This is a genomic window from Halobacillus sp. A5 (genome assembly GCF_024189315.1).
Classification (GTDB): domain Bacteria; phylum Bacillota; class Bacilli; order Bacillales; family Halobacillaceae; genus Halobacillus_A.
Genome location: NZ_JAIZEO010000005.1, coordinates 48,089 through 66,860, shown reverse-complemented (window position 1 = coordinate 66,860; position 18,772 = coordinate 48,089). Strand labels below are relative to the sequence as shown.

Here is an 18,772-nt window from a genome sequence, read left to right as displayed (position 1 = left end):
TTTACCCATTGGAGCTTGAGGGTGACAGGAAAGCATATCATCCTTTTTTTATAACTGACCGTTATACCAGGTGAAATAATTAAAAACTATTGATAGAGTGATTAATACACCAAGTGCTGTAAACATGAGAAGAGGAAACAGCCAGTCTTTTTTTGTTACATACAGGTTATGGTAGTAGGTACGATTCCTCTCGCCGGTAAATCCTTTTGATTCCATAGCAATCGCTGTCCGTTCGGCTTTGCGGATCGCCCCAGCAAGCAGAGGGATGACAAAGCGCTTATACTGCTTTACTTTTTCTTTGAACGTAGAGGCATGATTCATCCCTCGTATTCGATGGGCGGCTCTTATTTGCTGGAATTCAGTTTTCATCAATGGCAGGGACCGGTATCCGGCCAAAATGCCATAAGCCAGCTTAGGAGGCAGTTTTAACTGCTGGATTAAGCTTAAAATAAACTGTACCATATTCGTTGTGAAAATGAAGAGTAAGGAGAGTGAAGCAAATGCTATGATCCGCAGCGATAAGGAAAGTGCTGTAAGCAAATCTTCTCTAGGTACTCCTATGCCCAATAATGAAATTTGATCTGCCGGACTTCCGGGGGCGTCAGCAAAAGCGATGGAAGACCAAAGCATCCCAAAAGCGAAAATGAAAAAAGTGAATAAATAAATGAAATAATATTTTTTGCGAAATGAACCAAACAGCATCGTAATAAGAACCGTCCACACCACATATAGGAGAGGTGTAATCGGGTCAAAAAGAAAAGCTAGAACAAAGACCAGTCCCAGAATAGTTAATGCTTTTACACTTGGATTTACGTTATGAAGGTACATAAGAAGCCTCCTTCTTCTCAAACAGTTCAGCAAGCTTCATGCGTGAAGGGGATTCTATATGATATTGACTTAGATGAGACTGCTTCCAGAGCTCGCCTGGATGAACATCTGCAATTACCGCACCCTCATTCATAACGATTACCCGTGTAGCCAACTGATCAACAAGATCCATATCGTGCGTTATCATGAGGATGGTCGTTCCCATTTTGTGTTTTTGCTGCAATAAGCTCATAAGTTTCTCTGTAGATCCAGCATCCTGGCCAAACGTTGGCTCGTCAAGTAAGAGTAGTGATTGTTCACTTGTAATCATAGCAGCTACACTCAACCTTCTTTTCTGCCCCTGACTTAGAGTGAAAGGATTTTTATTCTTAACGTGGTCCAGCTGGCAAATCGATAGAATCTCCTCACATTTTTTTGCAATTTCCTTACCGGACTTATCCGTAAGCCGAAGAGAAAAAGCGATTTCCTCGAAAACAGAATCGGTAATAAACTGATGCTCTGGATTTTGGAACACATATCCAATTTGCTGGTATAACTCCCGATCCTTCCATTGGGGCAGTCTTTTCCCTTTAAATGTGACGGAACCGTTTGTCGGTAGTGTGATTCCTGCTAGTAAACGGGTGATTGAAGTTTTTCCACTCCCATTAGCTCCGACTATCGCGATGAATTCATTTTCAATAATACTTATGTCTGTTGATTGGATGATTGTTTTTCCTGCGGACTTCCATGTTAACGCATTCGTTTCTATTAGTTTTTCTCCTAAGTGATTAGGGAGGTCAGCTTGGCTTAAATTGATCTGCTCAGCATTCGCCTCTGCGGCCAGTTCTCTTATCGTTAACGGAAATTGATGATAGGGTATTTTATGAGCAAGGGTTAACTGGGAGGCAAGAGGCATCCAGATACCCTGCTTCTGTAACTCGGAAGCATGCTTTTCGATCCCCTCCCGAAGCGGCCCGTCATAAAGTGGTTCACCATTTCTTTGTAAAATAAAAACACGTTCAAGCAGCGGTATCCAGTCGTTCAGCCGATGTTCAATTACTATAAGTGTCAGGCCGTGCTTTACTTTTAAATTGGTGAGAGTACCTATAAATTCTTGTGCAGCAATCGGATCTAAGTTGGCAGTCGGCTCATCTAACACTAGAATTTCTGGGTCCATAGCAAGGACACAGGCTAAGGCTAATTTCTGTTTTTGTCCCCCTGATAATTCTGCAATATAGGTTTCCTTTTCCTCTAGTAAACCTACCAAATTCAACACTTCATCTATTTTTGTGCCCATTTGAATTGGAGATGTACGTAAGTTTTCAAAACCAAAGGCTACTTCATCTTCAACAGTCAGCATACAAAACTGGGTTTCGGGATCCTGAAAGACCACCCCGACGTGCCGGCTGATTTCTCCTGGCTGATAGTGACGTGTATCTTTCCCGTGAATAGATACTATACCGTCCATACGGCCATCAAGTTCCCTCGGGAAAAGACCATTTAAACACTGAATGAGCGAGCTTTTTCCAGATCCGCTCGCTCCAAGCACCAGGAGCATATCTCCTTCATTTATTGTAAATTGCAGGTTTTGAAAGACGGGAGCTTCCTCCTCCTCATAGGTAAGGGTAAGGTTTTCGACTTGAATCAATTCCTTAGTCATGCGGCATTCTTCCTTCGCTGTTCTTTTCCCAAAGCGAAACTTGAGAGGACCCCGGTTTTTGCTAACGCATCACTCAATGCTTTACCTAATAGTCCAGCGATCAGAGCTCCGCTGATCATCCGGATAATCAACATAGCCAGTACATAGGAGGAGCTTAGTGCAGCGTAGCCGGAAGTGAAATAACTCCAAACAAAGCTGAAGGCAGCCGACATAATTCCTGCCAGCATTAATGTTTGAACGTTATAGAATTTATAACGTGTCAGGGCAAATGCGGATTCCGCTCCCAGCCCCTGAATAATACCTGTTAGAATCAGGATTGGTCCGACCGCATTCCCGAGCAGGACTTCCACCGCAGCCGCAATCGTTTCGGATAAGAAAGCCGCCCCAGGCTTGCGGATAATGTAGGCAGCGATAATTGAAACAATAAACCAAATACCAAAAATAAAATCATAGCCAATTGGACCGAAGAATCCGGTGAGAATTTTTCCTACAGGTAAAAATGCCAGGTAGACGACTGCGAAGACCACGGATAAGGCAGACATTACAACAATTTCTTTCAGTCTCCAATTCTTCATGATCCCTCCTCCTTTGCAGAAGGACTGTTTGCTGAAACAGTCACGGTCATTACTGTATGAGAGGAGCCGCTTTGTTCCGTTTTGCGAAATACGCTTTCGAGTCCGTTGAAAATTTGATGTGTATCCCCGTCAAGCCTGGTGGAGTAATGAGCAGGTGAAACGTTTACTCCATTTTCCTTCATATGGTCTATTTGATGATAAATCGTATCCATATAATGGCCTCCGCCCATTGGATAGAGGGAGAATTTAGCTGCGATCGGCTGTTGAATCGAGTGAATTGATGGTTCATTTACACGTTCACTTGTTTCCGCTATATATGCGTCTCCAGAAGAATCACCTGGACAGCCAATCGAATATGTTCCCTGGAAAGCAGCATGAACGCCGCTTTTCGCAATGGTAAGCAGAATCGCTTTCGTCACATCAAAGACGTGTTCTATTCTTCCTCGAATTGTTGTTGTTACATCATCTGTATGAAGCCAGACCTTCGTTGTATCCACTTCTTGAAGGCTGTCCAGAATATGGTCAATAAAGTGATCAGACATCGGGTGTACTGAAAAAGAGCACCCTGCAATACGTGAATTTCCACATTGTTCGTTCATCATTTTTCCTCCTTTGATTTTTGAAGCACAAAAAGACTGCATCCCATGGGAATGCAGTCTACGATCGATAAAGGGGAAACAATTTTAAGATTTACGAAAGTCGACTGCACTTCCCCACGCTAGTATTATCTAGATCGGGTAATAAGGGTCGGAGTCTTCTCCTCTCAGCCGCCTGACGCAGCTCCCCTAGTGCTTGACGAAATGTTATGCAGTTTAAGTGACTTCATTTTTATGGTAGCGGAAGAATTGATTTTTGTAAACTGTAAAGCCTGCGCAATGCATAAGTAGTAAGAAAGAAACGATTTCAGTTGAAAGTGTATTGTAATATTCCGATTATTACGTATAATTCTATTCAACAGTTGATAATAAAGGAGAATTACATATGAATAGAGTTGAAAGTTTATTGGAAGAACTGAAGAATTCGCTTAGAGACAATCAAGTCTCTCAAAATGGAACATTATTAGAACAGCATAGTCATGATGAGTCTTATCACAAACCAAGTCCTCCTGATATTGTAACTTTCCCTGAAAGTACAAAAGATGTAGAAACCATTGTGAAAATTGCAAACGCTTACGATTGTCCTGTCGTACCTTATGGATTAGGGACGAGTCTGGAGGGTCACGTCATACCTTATGATCAAGGAATTACAGTTGATTTTTCAGAAATGAATCAAGTGCTTGATGTGCGTGAAAGTGACTTTCTCGTCAAAGTGCAGCCCGGGGTAACAAGGTCCCAGCTTAATAAGGAACTTAAAAAATATGGCTTATTCTTTTCTGTCGACCCTGGTGCAGATGCTACATTAGGCGGGATGGCTGCAACGAATGCAAGCGGTACTACATCGGTTAGGTATGGAGTGATGAGGGATCAAGTGCGTGATCTCGAAGTGGTACTGGCTGATGGAGAAGTTATCCATACAGGAAATCTTGCGCAAAAATCTGCCTCTGGCTACAACTTGAACAGTTTATTTGTTGGTTCAGAAGGAACATTAGGATGCATTACCGAACTAACGTTAAAGGTTTATGGTATTCCTGAACATATCGTAGCCGCACGCGCTTCCTTTCTTTCGGTAGATGATGCCGTGGAAGCAGTGGTATCGACTCTGCAGGCTGGAGTCCCAATTGCAAGAGTCGAGCTGGTAGACGAACCGTCCATGAAGCAGGCAAATCTTTTTAGTGAAACAAACTATAAAGAAGAGCCGACATTGTTCCTTGAGTTCCACGGGAATGAACCTGGACTTAAACATGACGTAGAGTTCACACAGGAAATTGTGAAGGATCATAATTGTGAGGAGATCTATTTTGAAGATGACAATGCGGCCAGAAATCGTTTGTGGGAAGCCAGACATAATCTCGCTTATGCCTATATACACGGAAACCCTGGCAAAAAGCTGATGGTCACAGATGTTTGTGTACCTATATCTGAATTGGCAGGAGCGATTAGGCACGCACGTGAATCGATTGACAGTTTAGCATTAAATGGGGGAATTCTTGGACATGTGGGCGATGGAAATTATCATATTTTGCTTATGATGGACCTCGATGATCCTGACGAAGTGAAAAAAGCAGAACAGTTGAATGAACAAATCGTGGAGTACGCGTTAGAAAAAGGCGGGACTTGTACAGGAGAGCATGGGGTAGGCGTTGGGAAAATGAAATACCAGGAGAAGGAACACGGCCCGGCACTAAAAGTTATGGAAAAGATTAAACACGCTCTGGATCCGGCAGGAAGGCTTAATCCTCATAAACTTGTTCATAACAGGGAGGAAACGTTATGAAACTCTTAGAAGCACTCAGTGCAACAGCTGGAAAATATTTTGCATTTTGGGTAGTAGGCATCGCTGTTACAGCTTATTTAATGCCAGATCCATTTCTTTTCCTAAACAATTACATCACCATCCTGCTTGGAGTTGTAATGTTTGGGATGGGGTTAACGCTAAAGCCTGTAGATTTTAAATTGGTGGTAAGTAAGCCTGTCCCTGTTGTTATAGGTGTACTTGCCCAATTTTTGATTATGCCTTTAGCGGCTCTGGCAATTGCCTTTGCCTTTCAGCTGCCAAGTGAATTAGCAGCAGGTTTAGTATTACTAGGAGCCGTGCCAGGAGGCACAGCTTCCAATGTGATGGTTTATTTAGCCCGGGGCAACCTTGCTTTGTCAATTGCTATGACGTCACTTTCAACGTTACTGGCCCCGATTGCTACACCATTTATATTACTGACATTAGCGGGGCAGTGGCTGCCCGTTGATCCAATCGCTATGTTTATGTCTATAGTTCAGGTAATTATAATTCCAATTACCCTCGGGCTGATCATTCGAAGAGTTTTCCCTAAAGCTGTGCATAAGAGCAGTACCGTCGTTCCGCTAATTTCGGTGCTTGCCATAATTATTATTGTTTCGGCTGTAGTGGCTGCCAATGTAGAAAGCATTGCGACTTCAGGTTTAACCGTTTTCTCTGCGGTAATGCTGCATAATTTAATGGGGCTGCTTCTTGGTTATTTAGCTGCTATGTTTATGAGACTTGATGAAAGTAAAAGACGTGCGATTTCTATTGAAGTAGGGATGCAGAATTCCGGGCTTGGAGTAGCCCTGGCTACAGCACACTTTGGACCTCTGGCAGCACTCCCCAGTGTTATTGCAGCGGTATGGCATAATATCTCGGGTCCGATTATCGCCACAATATGGTCAAAAAAGCCGGTCGAATCCAGTGGAGACGGGGTAGTGAACCCTATAAAGGAAAGAGTTCAGCAGACAGGGAGTAAATAGAGAATCGTAAGGTTCAAAAAATAAGTATGGGAAAGGGGCCAACTGTTAGAGGAGGGTGATTTAAAATAGATTGGCAATTTTCTATATAGGCTGAGCAAACTCTGTGCTTTAGAGTTTGCTTTTTTGTATAATTCTAAAAATATGGTGAAATATGTAGTGTGTTGTATTTAAAGCACAAAAAAAGACGGTCGCCCGTCAGTGATTTTTACATATTTAGTAACTAATAACCAATACTAATTTATCAATTTTTAGAAAAATGGAAATAATTTCACATACTATAACGAACGTATGTTATACTCAAATCGCAGGACCTGTATCAGAATGAGTAATACCTCTATGAGGGAGGTGATGGCTTGTGACTCCGTTTGAAGCAATAAGCGTAATGCTCAGCTTTGGGATGCTGATAGCGGTTCTGATACACAATAAACAATAAAGAATTTATCACTCATTCTGACTTTAATCCAAGGTGTTGGGGCACCTTGGATTTTTATTTTCACTACAATTATATGCTAATTTCTACATGATATCAAGTAGGTGTAGTCCTATATCTAAAATACATTGACTTATCCTGACGTTAAACTAACGGGTTTGGTTGGTCAAAATTAATATATGACGCCTCTTTTCGGTATAGAACCTGGAGTGTAATAATTCGAAAAAAAGTTATTTATTTTTTGAAAAGGCGTTGTTAAACAAGAGTGATGATATTTCCCTGAATTAATTGAATTTCAAGTATTTGTAAATTGAATAGGAATTCATGCTTCAACTTGCTAAGTCTTAATTGAATTTCAAGCCCTAAGGAATTATATTTAAAAAATACATGTAACATAACTTGTGTTAATAGAACTGAAGGAGGCAGAAAAGAAGGCATGAAAGAATTGGTCGTCTCATGGAGCGGAGGGAAAGACAGTGCCTTTGCGCTGTATCAACTGATTAATAATAATGAATATAAAGTAAGAGGCTTGCTATCCTCCACTTCATTGGAAAGCGCACGTCTGCCGATTCATGAAGTAACAAGAGAGCTTATTCATTCTCAAGCCGAGGCTTTAGGCTGTCAGTTATATGAAGTGCAGCTTCCGGCTGCAGCCGGTAACGAGAAGTATGAACTTGAAATGGGGAGGCAGTTTAAGGAATTAAAAGGCGCCGGGATAAACGCCGTGGCTTATGCAGACTTATTTCTTGAAGATATTAAAGAATATCGTGAGGGTCTTCTGCAGCGGTTAGGTATGAGTGGGGTTTACCCGTTATGGAAAAAAGACACGGCGGTGGCAGCAAATCAGTTTATAGATGCAGGTTTTGAAGCAGTTGTGACGACTGTGGATACGGATAAGCTGTCTGAAGAATTTGTGGGAAGGAATTTTACTAAGGAATTTCTCAGCTCGCTTCCCGGTAATGTGGATCCCTGCGGAGAGAACGGTGAATTTCATACTTTCGTCTTTAATGGACCCATCTTTAAGAAGAAGGTGGAGTTTACTACAGGTGAAATCTTTCACACATTTGCAGGAAGGTTTGCCCATTATGATTTGAATAAATAAAATGTTGGTGCCAGGTATGCTGCTGATTTAATTGTGTACCTGGTACCGACCAAGGGATCAGAGTATTGTGATATCTTCACTGTTATGGTAATGTTTAGTGAACGAGGTGTCGATTATGATAAAACGAATTGAGACACAAGTGCATCATCATATCAGCTAGCTTTGCTATTTCGATTTAAATAATCGTACATAGGAAGGCTGTTTATCATGAACCGTATGAATTAAGTTTATCTCTTAATTCATGCGGTTTTTTGTATTTTAAAGGAGGAAGAATATTGAAAAAGATGGATTATCAAAATGTTAAAGGCACAGAAGATTTTTTGCCAGACGCGGAGGTAGTGAGGAGAAAGGTGAGAAGAACGTTAGAAGATGTTTTTATTCAGTATAACTGCCTTCCTCTGGAAACACCGATCTTAAACTATAAAGATTTACTGGCTTCTAAATATGCAGGGGGAGCTGAAATCTTAAAAGAAATGTATCAACTTAGTGATCAAGGTAAAAGAGAACTGGCTCTTCGTTATGATTTAACGATTCCTTTCGCCAAAGCGGTTGCATTGAACCCTGACGTTCGCATGCCTTTTAAGCGTTATGAGATAGGCAAGGTGTTTCGTGATGGTCCTGTTAAACCAGGCAGACTTAGAGAGTTCACCCAATGTGATGTTGATATTGTTGGCGTAGAATCTCAAATGGGAGAAGCTGAATTAATTATGATGGCTTTGGATGCGTTTGAAGAATTGAAAATGGACGTCGTCGTGGAATTTAATAATAGAAAGCTGTTAAATGGAGTTTTGGAGGTTTTTGGAGTAAATGATACTGAGAAGAGCTCTATCATTTTAACGTTGGATAAGCTTGAAAAAATAGGAGGGCAGGGTGTTGTTGAAGAGTTAAAGGTTAAAGGGGTATCAACGCTGGCGATTGATCAAATTAAATCACTGATTGATCGCAAATCGATCGAAATTGATTCATTCCTTCCGTATGCTGTGGAGAATGAGAAAGTGAAGAGAGGGCTGGATGAAATCCGGCAGCTCTTAGAGATGTTGGAGTATTTAGGAGCGGGGGATAAGTGCATTTTTAACCCATTCCTGGCTAGAGGGCTTGAGATTTATTCAGGAACAGTTTATGAAATATTCGTTCCTGGATCTAATTTCACGTCGAGTATTGGTGGCGGAGGGAGATATGATAATTCTATAGGAGGATTAATAGGTACAGAGGAGGTATATTCAACCATTGGTATTTCTTTTGGTCTTGATGCGGTGTGTGCAGCACTTAAAGAAAACGATACGTCATCAGCGGAGTCGGATGCTGAATGTGATTATTACGTTATACCGTTAAATACTGAGAAGGAGTCACTGCTGGCAGCGAAAAAATTGAGAAGGCAGGGGGAGAAAGTCGAAGTCGATTTAGCGGGGAAGTCGTTGAAAAAATCGCTGAATCGGGCGAACAGCCGAAAAGCGAAAAAAACCGTAATCGTAGGAGAAGAAGAAGTTCAAAACCAACAAATACGAATTAAAAATATGAAAACAGGAAAAGAAACCATCGAAAAATTCAATTTTTAACCTTTATTGTGTACCGGGTACACAATAAAGAGTGAGTGGTACCGGGTACATAGAAAAAAAGAATTAAACTTGTGGTTTTTCTTCATACTACGTTTGATATGGAGGAAGGGAGGAAGAGGTCTATGGGTAAAGATCGGCAGGAGAAGAAGTTGAAGAATTCTAAAAAAGTAGAATCTGATCGTGATCAGAGTTTGGGTTATCCTGGGGCAGCGAAGATGGAAGGTCCGGAAGAAGCTCGTAAGCGCAGGTAAAAGGAAGGCGTGCCGCCAAAGTTTTGTTGGGGCACGCTTTTTTATGAATGGCTGTGTATAGGACAAACTTGGAACAGGAAAAGCTAAGTTCTAAGGAGGGATTTCTGATGATGGATACGTTTGAGGCCATATCGTTAATGATTAACTTCAGCATGCTGGTGATTGTCATGTTGAAATTCCATGATCATGATCAAGAATAATGCAACTAGAACCTTACTTCCTGAAGCTTCTTAATTTGATTTCTATGAAAAGGAGAACTTGGTTTTTTGTATACTACGCTTAATGTGTTCCCATCTGGATCAAAAAAATCAAATTTCGTCATAGAGCCAAAGTCTTCAATATCTGTAGTTTCCACTTGATTACTTTTCAATTTTTGCTGAGCTGCATTCAGATCATCCGTTTTTAAATTGAAGTAGACATTTCTTTCTCCATCTTCACGCGTAAACTCAGACAGCTCTATATTTTTACCTTTATGAGAGCCAGTGTGGCAGATCCTGCAGGAAAAATATAACCAGTTCCTTCACTCCATTCATCCACTTTAATGAGTCCTAAGTTCTGTTCATACCATGCTTGCGCCTTTTCCAGATTGGTTACTGGAATAAAAGCTCCATTAATTTGAAACATTTTATCACTCCTTGTTCACCATATTAACTTAAGACTCCTTCAATTCCATGAAAAAAGCCTCTCTAAATAATTAGAGAGGCGTAAACTTTCATTATTATTCATCATCCACGATTGGATAAACACCATTTTCATCGTGCGTTTCTTTCCCCGTAATTGGAGGGTTAAACACACATACCATTCGCATATCTGTGTTGGCACGCAGAAGGTGCTCATCGTTCTCATCTAGCGCGTAGATTTCATTTGCCTTAATTGGCCAAACCTTACCATCTTTTATGGTTTCGACTTCACCATCACCTTCGATGCAGTATACAGCTTCCAGGTGGTTCTGGTACCAGATGTGTGTTTCTGTTCCGGCTTTAATCGTGGTGTCATGGACAGAGTAGCCCATGCCGTCTTTTTTTAGCAATAGGCGGCGTGAGGTCCAGTTTTCACCTTTAACTTCATTTTCTGTTCCTAGTACATCTTCTAATTTAACGACTTTCATTATATGAGCCTCCAGTTCCTGTTGTATGGTTTGTTGGGTTGATTAAGAAGTAACTAAATCTTTTTCTTTAGCAATGGATCTTACAGCTTCCTCGATAATAGCAAAGCCTTCTTTTAAAGCTTCCTCGTCAATATTGATAGGTGGGAACAGCTTAAATACTTCATCATCTGCACCTGCTGTTTCCATAATTAACCCTTGTTCAAAAGCAGCGGCTGCTACTTTTTCTGAGAAACCTTCAACACTTGAAGAGATTCCCTGCATAATGCCGCGGCCTTTACGGTATCCTTCCATTTCAGGATACTTCTCCACAAGTCCTTCGAGGAACTCTGTGATTTTTGCTGCTTTATCTTGAATGCTTTTCTCAAAACTTGGGTCATCCCAGTAATTCAGTGCCTCCGTTGCAGTAACAAAGGCCATATTATTACCACGGAATGTTCCATTATGCTCGCCCGGCGCCCATACATCATGTTCAGGCTTAATCAGCGTGATGGCAAATGGCAGACCGTAACCGCCGATTGATTTAGATAAGCAAACGACATCAGGTTTAATTCCTGCTGGTTCAAAACTGAAGAATGTACCTGTGCGTCCTACACCTGCTTGAACATCATCAATAATAAGGAAGATCTCCCAGCGTTTACAGATCGCATCGAGTTTCTTCAGCCACTCTGAGCTTGCTGTGTTAAGACCGCCTTCACCTTGAACAGTTTCAAGGATAACGGCTGCTGGAATTTCAACACCGCTTCCTCCATCTTCCAGATAACGCTCCAAATAATCAAGAGAATCGGAACTTTCGTCAATATAGTTGTCATAAGGCATCGTCACTGTGTTGTGAAGCGGGATACCTGCGCCTTTACGTTTGAAAGAGTTTCCTGTAACTGACAGAGCACCGATCGTCATGCCATGGAAACCATTAGTAAAGCTGATAACCTCTGTACGACCGGTTACTTTACGAGCGAGCTTAAGTGCACTTTCTACCGTGTTTGTTCCAGTCGGTCCTGGGAACATCACTTTATAATCGAGATTTCTAGGTTTTAAAATAACATCATTTAATTTTGTCAGAAAATCTTTTTTTGCAGTTGAAGCCATGTCTAAGCTGTGAGTTATTCCATCATCCGTAATATATTCAATCAGCTTTTTCTTCATGTTCGGATCGTTGTGCCCATAGTTTAATGCGCCGGCTCCACTAAAGAAATCTAGATATTCTTTTCCATCTACGTCCCACATTTTGTGACCCTGTGCTTTTGTGAAGATCGTAGGGAAGCTGCGGCAATATGAACGTACCTCTGATTCTAATTGTTCGAATACGGTTAGATCGTTTTTCATTTTCTAATAATCCTCCTTGAATGAATCATTCGTTGTGAATAAGTTCTTGTTCTATTTGGAAAATGGTCCGATTCTATAAGTTTGTTCTTCCTCATGTTCATCTCCAGGGAATAATTCCTCTGCAAAGCAGTCTGAGACTTCACACTTTGTGTTGTGGTCCCGGGCCAGGCGCTTAAATAATGCCTGTGACGCTTTGTTGGATGGTGTAACGGTGGCTTCCACGTATCGAACGTCTTTGCAGCTCTCGCGCTGCAGAAGACTGTTTAAGAGTCTAGAGGCTACTCCTTTCCCTCGCTGCGAAGCATCTGTACCAACTTGCCAGATAAACAATACATCTTCTTTCTCTGGTGGAATGAAGGCAGTGACAAAGCCGACAAGCTGATCATTCTCTTTAGCAACAATACAGGTTTCCGCGAAAAACTCACACATCATTATATATTTATAGGGTGAATTTTGATCGAGGGTTGAGTTGTCAACAAGCTCCCACATTGCAGAGCCGTCTTCAACGGTAGGTTTTTCAAAGGATAACGTATCTTCAGCTTTTGTGATTGTGGCAGTGTTAGGATTCATTAGAAATCACCTGTTTCATTTCCAATAGTTTAATGACATTGGCCTCCTTTAAAATTATCAGTGACTAACGACAGTTGACCAGAGTTCCCTTTAAGTGAATTCTCCCAATTGGACATCCACTATCTGGAATAAATCTGGAATTGTTAACGTTTTTATAATAGGGGGAAGCGCGAATATAATCAAACCGGCTTAATGGCGATAAATTGGCTTTAATAGTGATTAATGGGAATGGCACACACTAAGTGGCTGTTCCTTCTAGTTTGCTTATGTATAGTTAAAAATACAGAAGATTTGAAGGAATTTGGAAATTAAGTGTATTTTGAAAAACGGCTTAACCCTATGTGTGCCATAGGGTTTGGAAGAATCGCGCGGGGAGCGCATTTATAGCACATTAACTGCACATTTAAATCACGCTGAAATCAAATTTTGGCAACAATCTATGTGCCAAACATGTATTTAGATTGTATTGATGTCAACAATGTAACCGTTTTACTATTAAATTACAAAGAAAAAATTTGAGACGAGGAGTGAGTTAAATGTCTGAACAGAAAAAATCAGGCTTTAGAGCAAAAGTTCAAAGATTCGGAAGCTTCCTCAGTGGAATGATCATGCCGAATATTGCTGCATTTATAGCTTGGGGGATTATTACGGCTTTGTTTATCCCGGACGGCTGGACCCCAAACGCTGATCTTGCCGGCATGGTAGATCCGATTTTATATTACTTATTACCAATTTTAATTGCGTTCACTGGCGGCCGTCTGATTTACGGTCTCCGCGGAGGAGTAGTTGGTGCTATTTCCACTATGGGAGTGATTGTATTCTCTGAGGATGCACCGATGTTCTTAGGAGCCATGATTATGGGTCCGATCGGGGGCTATGCAATCAAACAACTGGATAAGCTGTTTGAAGGGCGGATCCGGCAGGGATTTGAAATGCTGGTTAATAACTTTTCAGCAGGTATCCTGGGTACGATTCTGACCATTCTGTCTTACTACGTGATGGGTCCAATTATCTCTGGACTTACAAGAGCACTTGCTGTCGGGGTTGAATTTTTAGTTGATGCGGGTCTTCTCCCACTGGTAAACATCTTTATAGAACCGGCAAAAGTGCTTTTCTTAAACAATGCGATCAACCATGGGATTTTAAATCCTATTGGTGCGAGCCAGCAGTCTGAACTTGGGAAATCTATTCTTTTCATGCTGGAATCAAACCCCGGACCGGGATTTGGTGTCCTGCTGGCCTTTATGATTTTTGGAAGAGGAGTTTCAAAACAAACTGCCCCAGGTGCAGCTGTTATTCAATTCTTAGGTGGAATTCATGAAATCTATTTTCCATATATTCTATCCAAGCCTGCCCTGCTGCTGGCTGTAATTGGCGGAGGTGTAAGTGGTACAGCTACGTTTGCTGCTTTTGGTGTAGGGTTAAGTGCTACTCCTTCCCCAGGTAGTATTTTTGCTTATATGGCTTTAACACCTAGAAGTGATTATGTTGGAGTTGTATTAGGAGTGCTTATTGCAACAGTGGTATCCTTCCTTATTGCTTCCTTCATTCTTAAGTTAAGTAATCAGGACGACGAAGGAGATCTCACAGAAGCCACTGCTAAAATGGAAGGAATGAAAGGGAAGAAGAGCAGCGTGGCTGGCAGTCTCTCTGATGAAGAGAAAGCTAAAGAAGCAGAACCTGCCGAAACTCGCTCGACAGATGAAGTTCCTGCATTAAATCGTGAAAATGTTAATAAAATCATTTTTGCCTGCGATGCTGGTATGGGATCGAGTGCAATGGGTTCTTCATTGCTGAAGAATAAATTTAAGAAAGCCGGTATTGACATTGATGTCACGAACATGGCTATTAATGACCTGCCATCTGATGTAGATGTAGTTATTACCCACAAAGATTTAACGGAAAGAGCGATTCACATAGTTCCAAATGCTTACCATATTTCTGTTGAGAATTTCTTGAATAGTCCAAAGTATGATGAGTTAGTAGAAGAGTTGAAGTCTGAATAATTATTGGGAAGAAGGGTCTGATTGGTATCAGACTCTTTCTTTTGATATCGATATTAAATTTTGTCAACAATATGAATGAAGTAATTTGCTTTTCTTACTATTGTTTCTCAGTTAGAACAGGGATTATGATTAAGAAGTACAATTAAATATTAAATGATGTCAAAAAAAGAGGAGGTGGGAGCGTGTACATTACCGCAAGAGAACGCAAGATCCTGCAGCAGTTAATTAGTGCCCAAAATGAAATCACAGTGAAGACTATCGCTGATGAATTAGATGTAAGCACCCGGACGATCCATCGGGATTTAAAAGGTGTAGACGATGCACTTGCATCTTATGGCTTAAGTCTTGAAAAAAAATCAGGCAGCGGTCTTGTACTACAAGGAGAGCAAGAACAGAAGCGGGAGTTAGAAAGAGAGATTAATCAGCAGCCTGCTATAGACTACACACCTGAAGAACGGCATGTCATGATTTTATCCCGGCTTCTTGAAGCAAGAGAGCCTGTTAAATTACTTTCTTTGGCTAATGAACTGGGTGTGACAGTGGCGACAATAAGTAATGATCTCGATAAAATTGAAGAGGAATTATCCGGCTTCCACCTTACTCTTATTCGAAAAAGAGGGTACGGAGTTGAAGTTCAAGGAGAAGAAGTAAAAATCCGCGAAGCGATAGGTTTTTTAATTATGCGTCATATGGACGAACTCGAGCTGTTAAATATTCTTAGAGAGAATATTGGAGGCACGGCAAGTTCAACAGTCGATACTGTTTCTGATCAATTACTCGGACTTGTTGATAAAGAAAAACTTGTTCAGATTGAACGTCATGTGGAAGAAATCCGCTCCTCTCTTCCTTATGACTTAGCGGACAGCGCTTATTTAGGATTAGTGATCCATTTGGCTTTAGCTTTAGAACGTATTCAAAAAGATGAAATAATTGAAATGGCGGGAGAGTATTTAGACGAGCTGCGTCAGTCCCAGGAGTTCGAAATGGCAAGCAGACTTATCTCTCAGCTGGAAAACTCGTTTCACCTAACGATTCCTGAGGCAGAAACCGGTTATATTACGATGCATTTAATGGGAGCTAAAGTCCGTTACAGTCAAGACTCATTCCTTGAAGCGACAAGTTTAAGTGTAGCCTTTAAAGCAAAGCAGCTAATTGAGTACGTTTCCGCTCAAATTAGTGTGAATCTTCACGATTCAAGTCATTTACTCAATGACTTAGTTATTCACTTAAAACCTAGTGTGTACCGTATACAGCAAAAAATGGATATTCAAAACCCTCTAACCGAGCAAATTGAAAAAGATTATAAAGATTTATTTGCTATTGTGGAAGAGGCCGTCCGTCAAGTATTTACGGAGTTTCATTTTCCAAAAGAAGAGACCGCCTTTCTAGTGATGCACTTTGCTTCCGCGCTGCTTCACGATACGCAGCTTAAAGGGTTAAGAGTGCTGGTTGTTTGTTCAAGCGGAATCGGCACAGCCAAAATTCTGGCAGCAAAGCTTAGTCAGCAATTTAAAGAGATCGATGCGGTGGAGCACGAGTCACTGTTTGATTTAAAGAATATCGACCTCTCCATGTTCGACCTTGTAGTTTCTACTGTCGGGCTGGTTGAGTTTGACGACTACATTTTAGTGAATCCGATGCTTCCGGTCGGGGATATTCATAAAGTAGAGCATGCTATCCGACGGAAGAAAGTAATCAAACAGACTGAAAAAACAAAAGCAAAGCCCAAGCTGCAGATTCAAGATCAGACGATGAAGAGTATTCAGGATTCTGTATTATCTGTTCAGCGGTATGCTACAGCTGTGCACCAGCTCTTAGATTCGTTAGAGGTGTATAACGTTTCAGGAAGTGCCACAGAGGAAATTATACAAGCAGCAACTAAAAAACTGAAAGTAAGACAGTTTTTAACTCATGCTGACTCTGTTGTTCAAGCATTAATGGAAAGAGAAAAGGCCGGAGGGTTAGGTATTCCAGAAACTAAGATGGCCTTATACCATGCACGGTCAGAAGAGGTAGTACAGCCGCTGTTTACGATTAATCTGCTCGAGAAGCCGCTTCAAGTTCCAGGTATGGATGGAACGGACATGGAAGTCACGACAATCCTCCTTATGCTTGCTCCGCATTCAATAGAAAAGGAAGGGCTTGAAGTGTTAAGTTTTCTCAGTTCATTAATTGTTGAAGATCCTAAAGGAATAAAAACATTAGAGTCTCATGACAAAGCTGCGATCATGCACTACCTTTCAAACAAGCTGCATGAATTTTTTCAAAAGAATTAACTTAAAAAGGAGAATTATAATGTCTGAAAATATTTTAACGACCAATAACATTGAATTAAATGTGAGCCTGAGTGATAAAGAAGAAGCTATCCGCTACACTGGGAAAATTCTTAAGGAGCAGGGGTATGTATCAGAGGACTATATTGACGAAATGTTAAAACGAGAAGAATTGACGTCTACTTTTATGGGGAATCACGTAGCTATTCCACACGGCACTGAGGATGCCAAAAAGGCTGTACTGGAAACTGGGATTTCTATTGTCACGGTTCCTGAGGGTGTTGATTTTGGTGATGGAAATATAGTTAAACTGTTGATCGGAATAGCGGGTAAAGGAGATGACCACCTCGAAGTGCTTTCACAGATTGCTATTGTATGCTCAGAGGAAGAAAATATCGATCGAATTCTAGCGGCCGATACAAAAGAGGCAGTCTTAGCGATCTTTAGTGAGGTGAGCTGAATGAAGGCGGTCCATTTTGGCGCTGGTAACATTGGCCGGGGATTTATTGGTGCTTTGTTAGACCAATCGGGATTCGAGACGATTTTTGTTGATGTAAACGATCAAGTAATTGAAGCGTTAAACCAAAAACAATCCTACCAGGTTGTTCTTGCCGGGGGAGATCAGAAGTTAACCGTTGAAAATGTCTCGGGAATAAACAGTAAATATGAGGAAGAGAAAGTTACAGAGGCTATTGCAGAGGCCGATCTTATTACGACAGCTGTAGGTCCCTCGGTCCTTCCGTTGATTGCACCTGTAATTGTAAAAGGGCTGCAGAAACGAATAATCGCAAGTAAAGGCTATCTTAATGTTATTGCTTGTGAAAATATGATCGGGGGAAGCTCTCTTTTAAAGGAACATGTTTATGAGAGGCTTAATAATGAAGAAAAGAATGAGTTTGATCGATTGATTGGTTTTCCTAATGCTGCGGTGGATCGAATCGTTCCTGATCAAAAGCATGAGGATCCATTAACAGTAGAAGTGGAGCCCTTTTATGAATGGGTGGTAGAAACAAATGGGCTGAAAGGAAAGCAGCCTGAGGTAAAAGGCATTACTTTTGTTGAGGACCTTACTCCTTATATAGAACGAAAGCTTTTTACAGTGAACACGGGACACGCAGCTGCTGCCTACTTAGGAAGGCAGCACGGACATATTACGATTAAAGATGCGATGGACGATGAAGCGCTTGTGGAGAAGGTGCGGGGTACCTTAGAGGAAACCGGGGCAGTGCTGATCAAAAAATATCAGTTTAATCAGGTTGAGCACAATGCCTATATTAATAAGATTATCGAACGCTTTATGAATCCGAGTATTTCAGATGAAGTGACTAGGGTTGGGCGGGGACCAATCCGGAAACTTGGCCCTGAAGACCGCTTGATCAGACCGGCTGCTGAATATGTGAGCTGGATAGGAGAAACTCCTCAATATTTGCCGGAGGTCATAGCAGCTGCTCTTCATTTTGACGATACTAACGATGAAGAAGCAATCAAACTGCAGCAATCTATAAAAGATAAAGGGGAATTAAGGACGTTACAGGAAGTAACCGGGCTTCTGGAAGATCATCCGCTATTCCTCGAGATTAAAAAGTATATAACTACGAACTGATCCAAATAGCAGGGGGAGGCGCAGTATGCGTACTCCCTCATTTTAATTTAATAGCGTATTTATTCGACAGGCAGGAAAACGAATGTTTTGAAAGAATTATAATGGAGAGGGTAAGAAATTTATGAATATAGAATATATATGGGATAGTA

Annotated in this window: 20 protein-coding genes and 1 riboswitch; of the genes, 11 read left to right on the top strand and 9 right to left on the bottom strand. The window is 41.2% G+C overall.

Features of this window, described 5'->3' with window-relative positions:
* Window positions 1-48: 48 nt before the first annotated feature.
* Genes LF822_RS18320 through LF822_RS18305 form a run of 4 tightly spaced genes read right to left on the bottom strand, consistent with a single transcriptional unit; the run spans window position 49 to window position 3,641 of the window.
* Entirely contained in the window at window positions 49-828 is a 780-nt protein-coding gene (locus LF822_RS18320) for an energy-coupling factor transporter transmembrane component T family protein (protein WP_253925549.1), read from the bottom strand.
* Complete coding sequence (locus tag LF822_RS18315) at window positions 815-2,467, bottom strand: ABC transporter ATP-binding protein (RefSeq protein ID WP_253925548.1); 1,653 nt, start codon at window positions 2,465-2,467, stop codon at window positions 815-817. The genes LF822_RS18320 and LF822_RS18315 overlap by 14 nt, the downstream gene beginning before the upstream one ends.
* Window positions 2,464-3,042: an ECF transporter S component gene (locus LF822_RS18310; RefSeq protein ID WP_253925547.1), complete on the bottom strand. Its 579-nt coding sequence runs from the start codon at window positions 3,040-3,042 to the stop codon at window positions 2,464-2,466. The genes LF822_RS18315 and LF822_RS18310 overlap by 4 nt, the downstream gene beginning before the upstream one ends.
* Entirely contained in the window at window positions 3,039-3,641 is a 603-nt protein-coding gene (locus tag LF822_RS18305; RefSeq protein WP_253925546.1) for a Ykof family thiamine-binding protein, read from the bottom strand. Before LF822_RS18305 ends, LF822_RS18310 begins: the two co-directional genes overlap by 4 nt.
* A 94-nt stretch (window positions 3,642-3,735) precedes the next feature.
* Window positions 3,736-3,839: riboswitch (TPP riboswitch) on the bottom strand.
* A gap of 184 nt (window positions 3,840-4,023) precedes the next feature.
* Here LF822_RS18305 and LF822_RS18300 point away from each other — a divergent pair.
* The 7 genes from LF822_RS18300 to LF822_RS18275 all read left to right on the top strand — a co-directional run bounded on the left by LF822_RS18300 (window position 4,024) and on the right by LF822_RS18275 (window position 9,940).
* On the top strand, window positions 4,024-5,415 hold the full coding sequence (locus tag LF822_RS18300) for an FAD-binding oxidoreductase (RefSeq protein WP_253925545.1): 1,392 nt from the start codon (window positions 4,024-4,026) through the stop codon (window positions 5,413-5,415).
* On the top strand, window positions 5,412-6,401 hold the full coding sequence (locus tag LF822_RS18295; protein ID WP_253925544.1) for a bile acid:sodium symporter family protein: 990 nt from the start codon (window positions 5,412-5,414) through the stop codon (window positions 6,399-6,401). Before LF822_RS18300 ends, LF822_RS18295 begins: the two co-directional genes overlap by 4 nt.
* 355 nt (window positions 6,402-6,756) lie before the next feature.
* Window positions 6,757-6,834, top strand: a complete 78-nt coding sequence (locus LF822_RS23180; protein ID WP_371925972.1) for a putative holin-like toxin — start codon at window positions 6,757-6,759, stop codon at window positions 6,832-6,834.
* A gap of 433 nt (window positions 6,835-7,267) precedes the next feature.
* Window positions 7,268-7,933, top strand: a complete 666-nt coding sequence (locus LF822_RS18290; RefSeq protein WP_253925543.1) for a Dph6-related ATP pyrophosphatase — start codon at window positions 7,268-7,270, stop codon at window positions 7,931-7,933.
* 284 nt (window positions 7,934-8,217) lie between these two features.
* Window positions 8,218-9,489 (top strand): histidine--tRNA ligase, encoded by a 1,272-nt coding sequence (locus tag LF822_RS18285; RefSeq protein WP_253925868.1) that lies wholly within the window; start codon window positions 8,218-8,220, stop codon window positions 9,487-9,489.
* 122 nt (window positions 9,490-9,611) lie between these two features.
* A complete protein-coding gene (locus LF822_RS18280) occupies window positions 9,612-9,740 on the top strand; it encodes a YpzI family protein (protein ID WP_253925542.1) in 129 nt (42 codons plus the stop codon).
* Window positions 9,741-9,847: 107 nt separating this feature from the next.
* The gene (locus LF822_RS18275; RefSeq protein ID WP_253925541.1) at window positions 9,848-9,940 is read left to right on the top strand and encodes a putative holin-like toxin; all 93 of its coding nucleotides are present in this window, start codon (window positions 9,848-9,850) and stop codon (window positions 9,938-9,940) included.
* 5 nt (window positions 9,941-9,945) lie between these two features.
* Here LF822_RS18275 and LF822_RS23175 read toward each other — a convergent pair whose 3' ends face one another.
* The 5 genes from LF822_RS23175 to ectA form a co-directional block, all read right to left on the bottom strand.
* A complete protein-coding gene (locus tag LF822_RS23175) occupies window positions 9,946-10,095 on the bottom strand; it encodes a hypothetical protein (RefSeq protein ID WP_371925971.1) in 150 nt (49 codons plus the stop codon).
* 101 nt (window positions 10,096-10,196) lie between these two features.
* Window positions 10,197-10,364: a VOC family protein gene (locus LF822_RS18270; RefSeq protein ID WP_253925540.1), complete on the bottom strand. Its 168-nt coding sequence runs from the start codon at window positions 10,362-10,364 to the stop codon at window positions 10,197-10,199.
* 94 nt (window positions 10,365-10,458) lie between these two features.
* Window positions 10,459-10,848, bottom strand: coding sequence for an ectoine synthase (locus tag LF822_RS18265; RefSeq protein WP_253925539.1), 390 nt, complete (start codon window positions 10,846-10,848; stop codon window positions 10,459-10,461).
* Between the two features lie 42 nt (window positions 10,849-10,890).
* A complete protein-coding gene (ectB, locus tag LF822_RS18260) occupies window positions 10,891-12,171 on the bottom strand; it encodes a diaminobutyrate--2-oxoglutarate transaminase (protein ID WP_253925538.1) in 1,281 nt (426 codons plus the stop codon).
* A 51-nt stretch (window positions 12,172-12,222) separates the two neighbouring features.
* Window positions 12,223-12,741: a diaminobutyrate acetyltransferase gene (ectA, locus tag LF822_RS18255; protein ID WP_253925537.1), complete on the bottom strand. Its 519-nt coding sequence runs from the start codon at window positions 12,739-12,741 to the stop codon at window positions 12,223-12,225.
* A gap of 536 nt (window positions 12,742-13,277) precedes the next feature.
* On the opposite strand from ectA, the gene LF822_RS18250 reads away from it, so the two are divergent.
* The 4 genes from LF822_RS18250 (at window position 13,278) to LF822_RS18235 (ending at window position 18,623) form a co-directional block, all read left to right on the top strand.
* Complete coding sequence (locus LF822_RS18250) at window positions 13,278-14,747, top strand: PTS mannitol transporter subunit IIBC (protein WP_253925536.1); 1,470 nt, start codon at window positions 13,278-13,280, stop codon at window positions 14,745-14,747.
* 182 nt (window positions 14,748-14,929) lie between these two features.
* Entirely contained in the window at window positions 14,930-17,023 is a 2,094-nt protein-coding gene (locus LF822_RS18245; RefSeq protein ID WP_253925535.1) for a PRD domain-containing protein, read from the top strand.
* 19 nt (window positions 17,024-17,042) lie between these two features.
* Complete coding sequence (locus LF822_RS18240; protein ID WP_253925534.1) at window positions 17,043-17,480, top strand: PTS mannitol transporter subunit IIA; 438 nt, start codon at window positions 17,043-17,045, stop codon at window positions 17,478-17,480.
* Window positions 17,481-18,623, top strand: a complete 1,143-nt coding sequence (locus tag LF822_RS18235; RefSeq protein WP_253925533.1) for a mannitol-1-phosphate 5-dehydrogenase — start codon at window positions 17,481-17,483, stop codon at window positions 18,621-18,623. It abuts the gene before it with no gap.
* Window positions 18,624-18,772 lie beyond the last annotated feature (149 nt).

Excerpts from the sequence above, each read along its gene's own strand:
- LF822_RS18320 (WP_253925549.1), bottom strand. The coding sequence starts at position 828 with ATGTACCTTCATAACGTAAATCCAAGTGTAAAAGCATTAACTATTCTG.
- LF822_RS18315 (WP_253925548.1), bottom strand. The coding sequence starts at position 2,467 with ATGACTAAGGAATTGATTCAAGTCGAAAACCTTACCCTTACCTATGAG.
- LF822_RS18310 (WP_253925547.1), bottom strand. The coding sequence starts at position 3,042 with ATGAAGAATTGGAGACTGAAAGAAATTGTTGTAATGTCTGCCTTATCC.
- LF822_RS18305 (WP_253925546.1), bottom strand. The coding sequence starts at position 3,641 with ATGAACGAACAATGTGGAAATTCACGTATTGCAGGGTGCTCTTTTTCA.
- LF822_RS18300 (WP_253925545.1), top strand. The coding sequence starts at position 4,024 with ATGAATAGAGTTGAAAGTTTATTGGAAGAACTGAAGAATTCGCTTAGA.
- LF822_RS18295 (WP_253925544.1), top strand. The coding sequence starts at position 5,412 with ATGAAACTCTTAGAAGCACTCAGTGCAACAGCTGGAAAATATTTTGCA.
- LF822_RS18290 (WP_253925543.1), top strand. The coding sequence starts at position 7,268 with ATGAAAGAATTGGTCGTCTCATGGAGCGGAGGGAAAGACAGTGCCTTT.
- LF822_RS18285 (WP_253925868.1), top strand. The coding sequence starts at position 8,218 with ATGGATTATCAAAATGTTAAAGGCACAGAAGATTTTTTGCCAGACGCG.
- LF822_RS18280 (WP_253925542.1), top strand. The coding sequence starts at position 9,612 with ATGGGTAAAGATCGGCAGGAGAAGAAGTTGAAGAATTCTAAAAAAGTA.
- LF822_RS18275 (WP_253925541.1), top strand. The coding sequence starts at position 9,848 with ATGATGGATACGTTTGAGGCCATATCGTTAATGATTAACTTCAGCATG.
- LF822_RS18270 (WP_253925540.1), bottom strand. The coding sequence starts at position 10,364 with ATGTTTCAAATTAATGGAGCTTTTATTCCAGTAACCAATCTGGAAAAG.
- LF822_RS18265 (WP_253925539.1), bottom strand. The coding sequence starts at position 10,848 with ATGAAAGTCGTTAAATTAGAAGATGTACTAGGAACAGAAAATGAAGTT.
- ectB (WP_253925538.1), bottom strand. The coding sequence starts at position 12,171 with ATGAAAAACGATCTAACCGTATTCGAACAATTAGAATCAGAGGTACGT.
- ectA (WP_253925537.1), bottom strand. The coding sequence starts at position 12,741 with ATGAATCCTAACACTGCCACAATCACAAAAGCTGAAGATACGTTATCC.
- LF822_RS18250 (WP_253925536.1), top strand. The coding sequence starts at position 13,278 with ATGTCTGAACAGAAAAAATCAGGCTTTAGAGCAAAAGTTCAAAGATTC.
- LF822_RS18240 (WP_253925534.1), top strand. The coding sequence starts at position 17,043 with ATGTCTGAAAATATTTTAACGACCAATAACATTGAATTAAATGTGAGC.
- LF822_RS18235 (WP_253925533.1), top strand. The coding sequence starts at position 17,481 with ATGAAGGCGGTCCATTTTGGCGCTGGTAACATTGGCCGGGGATTTATT.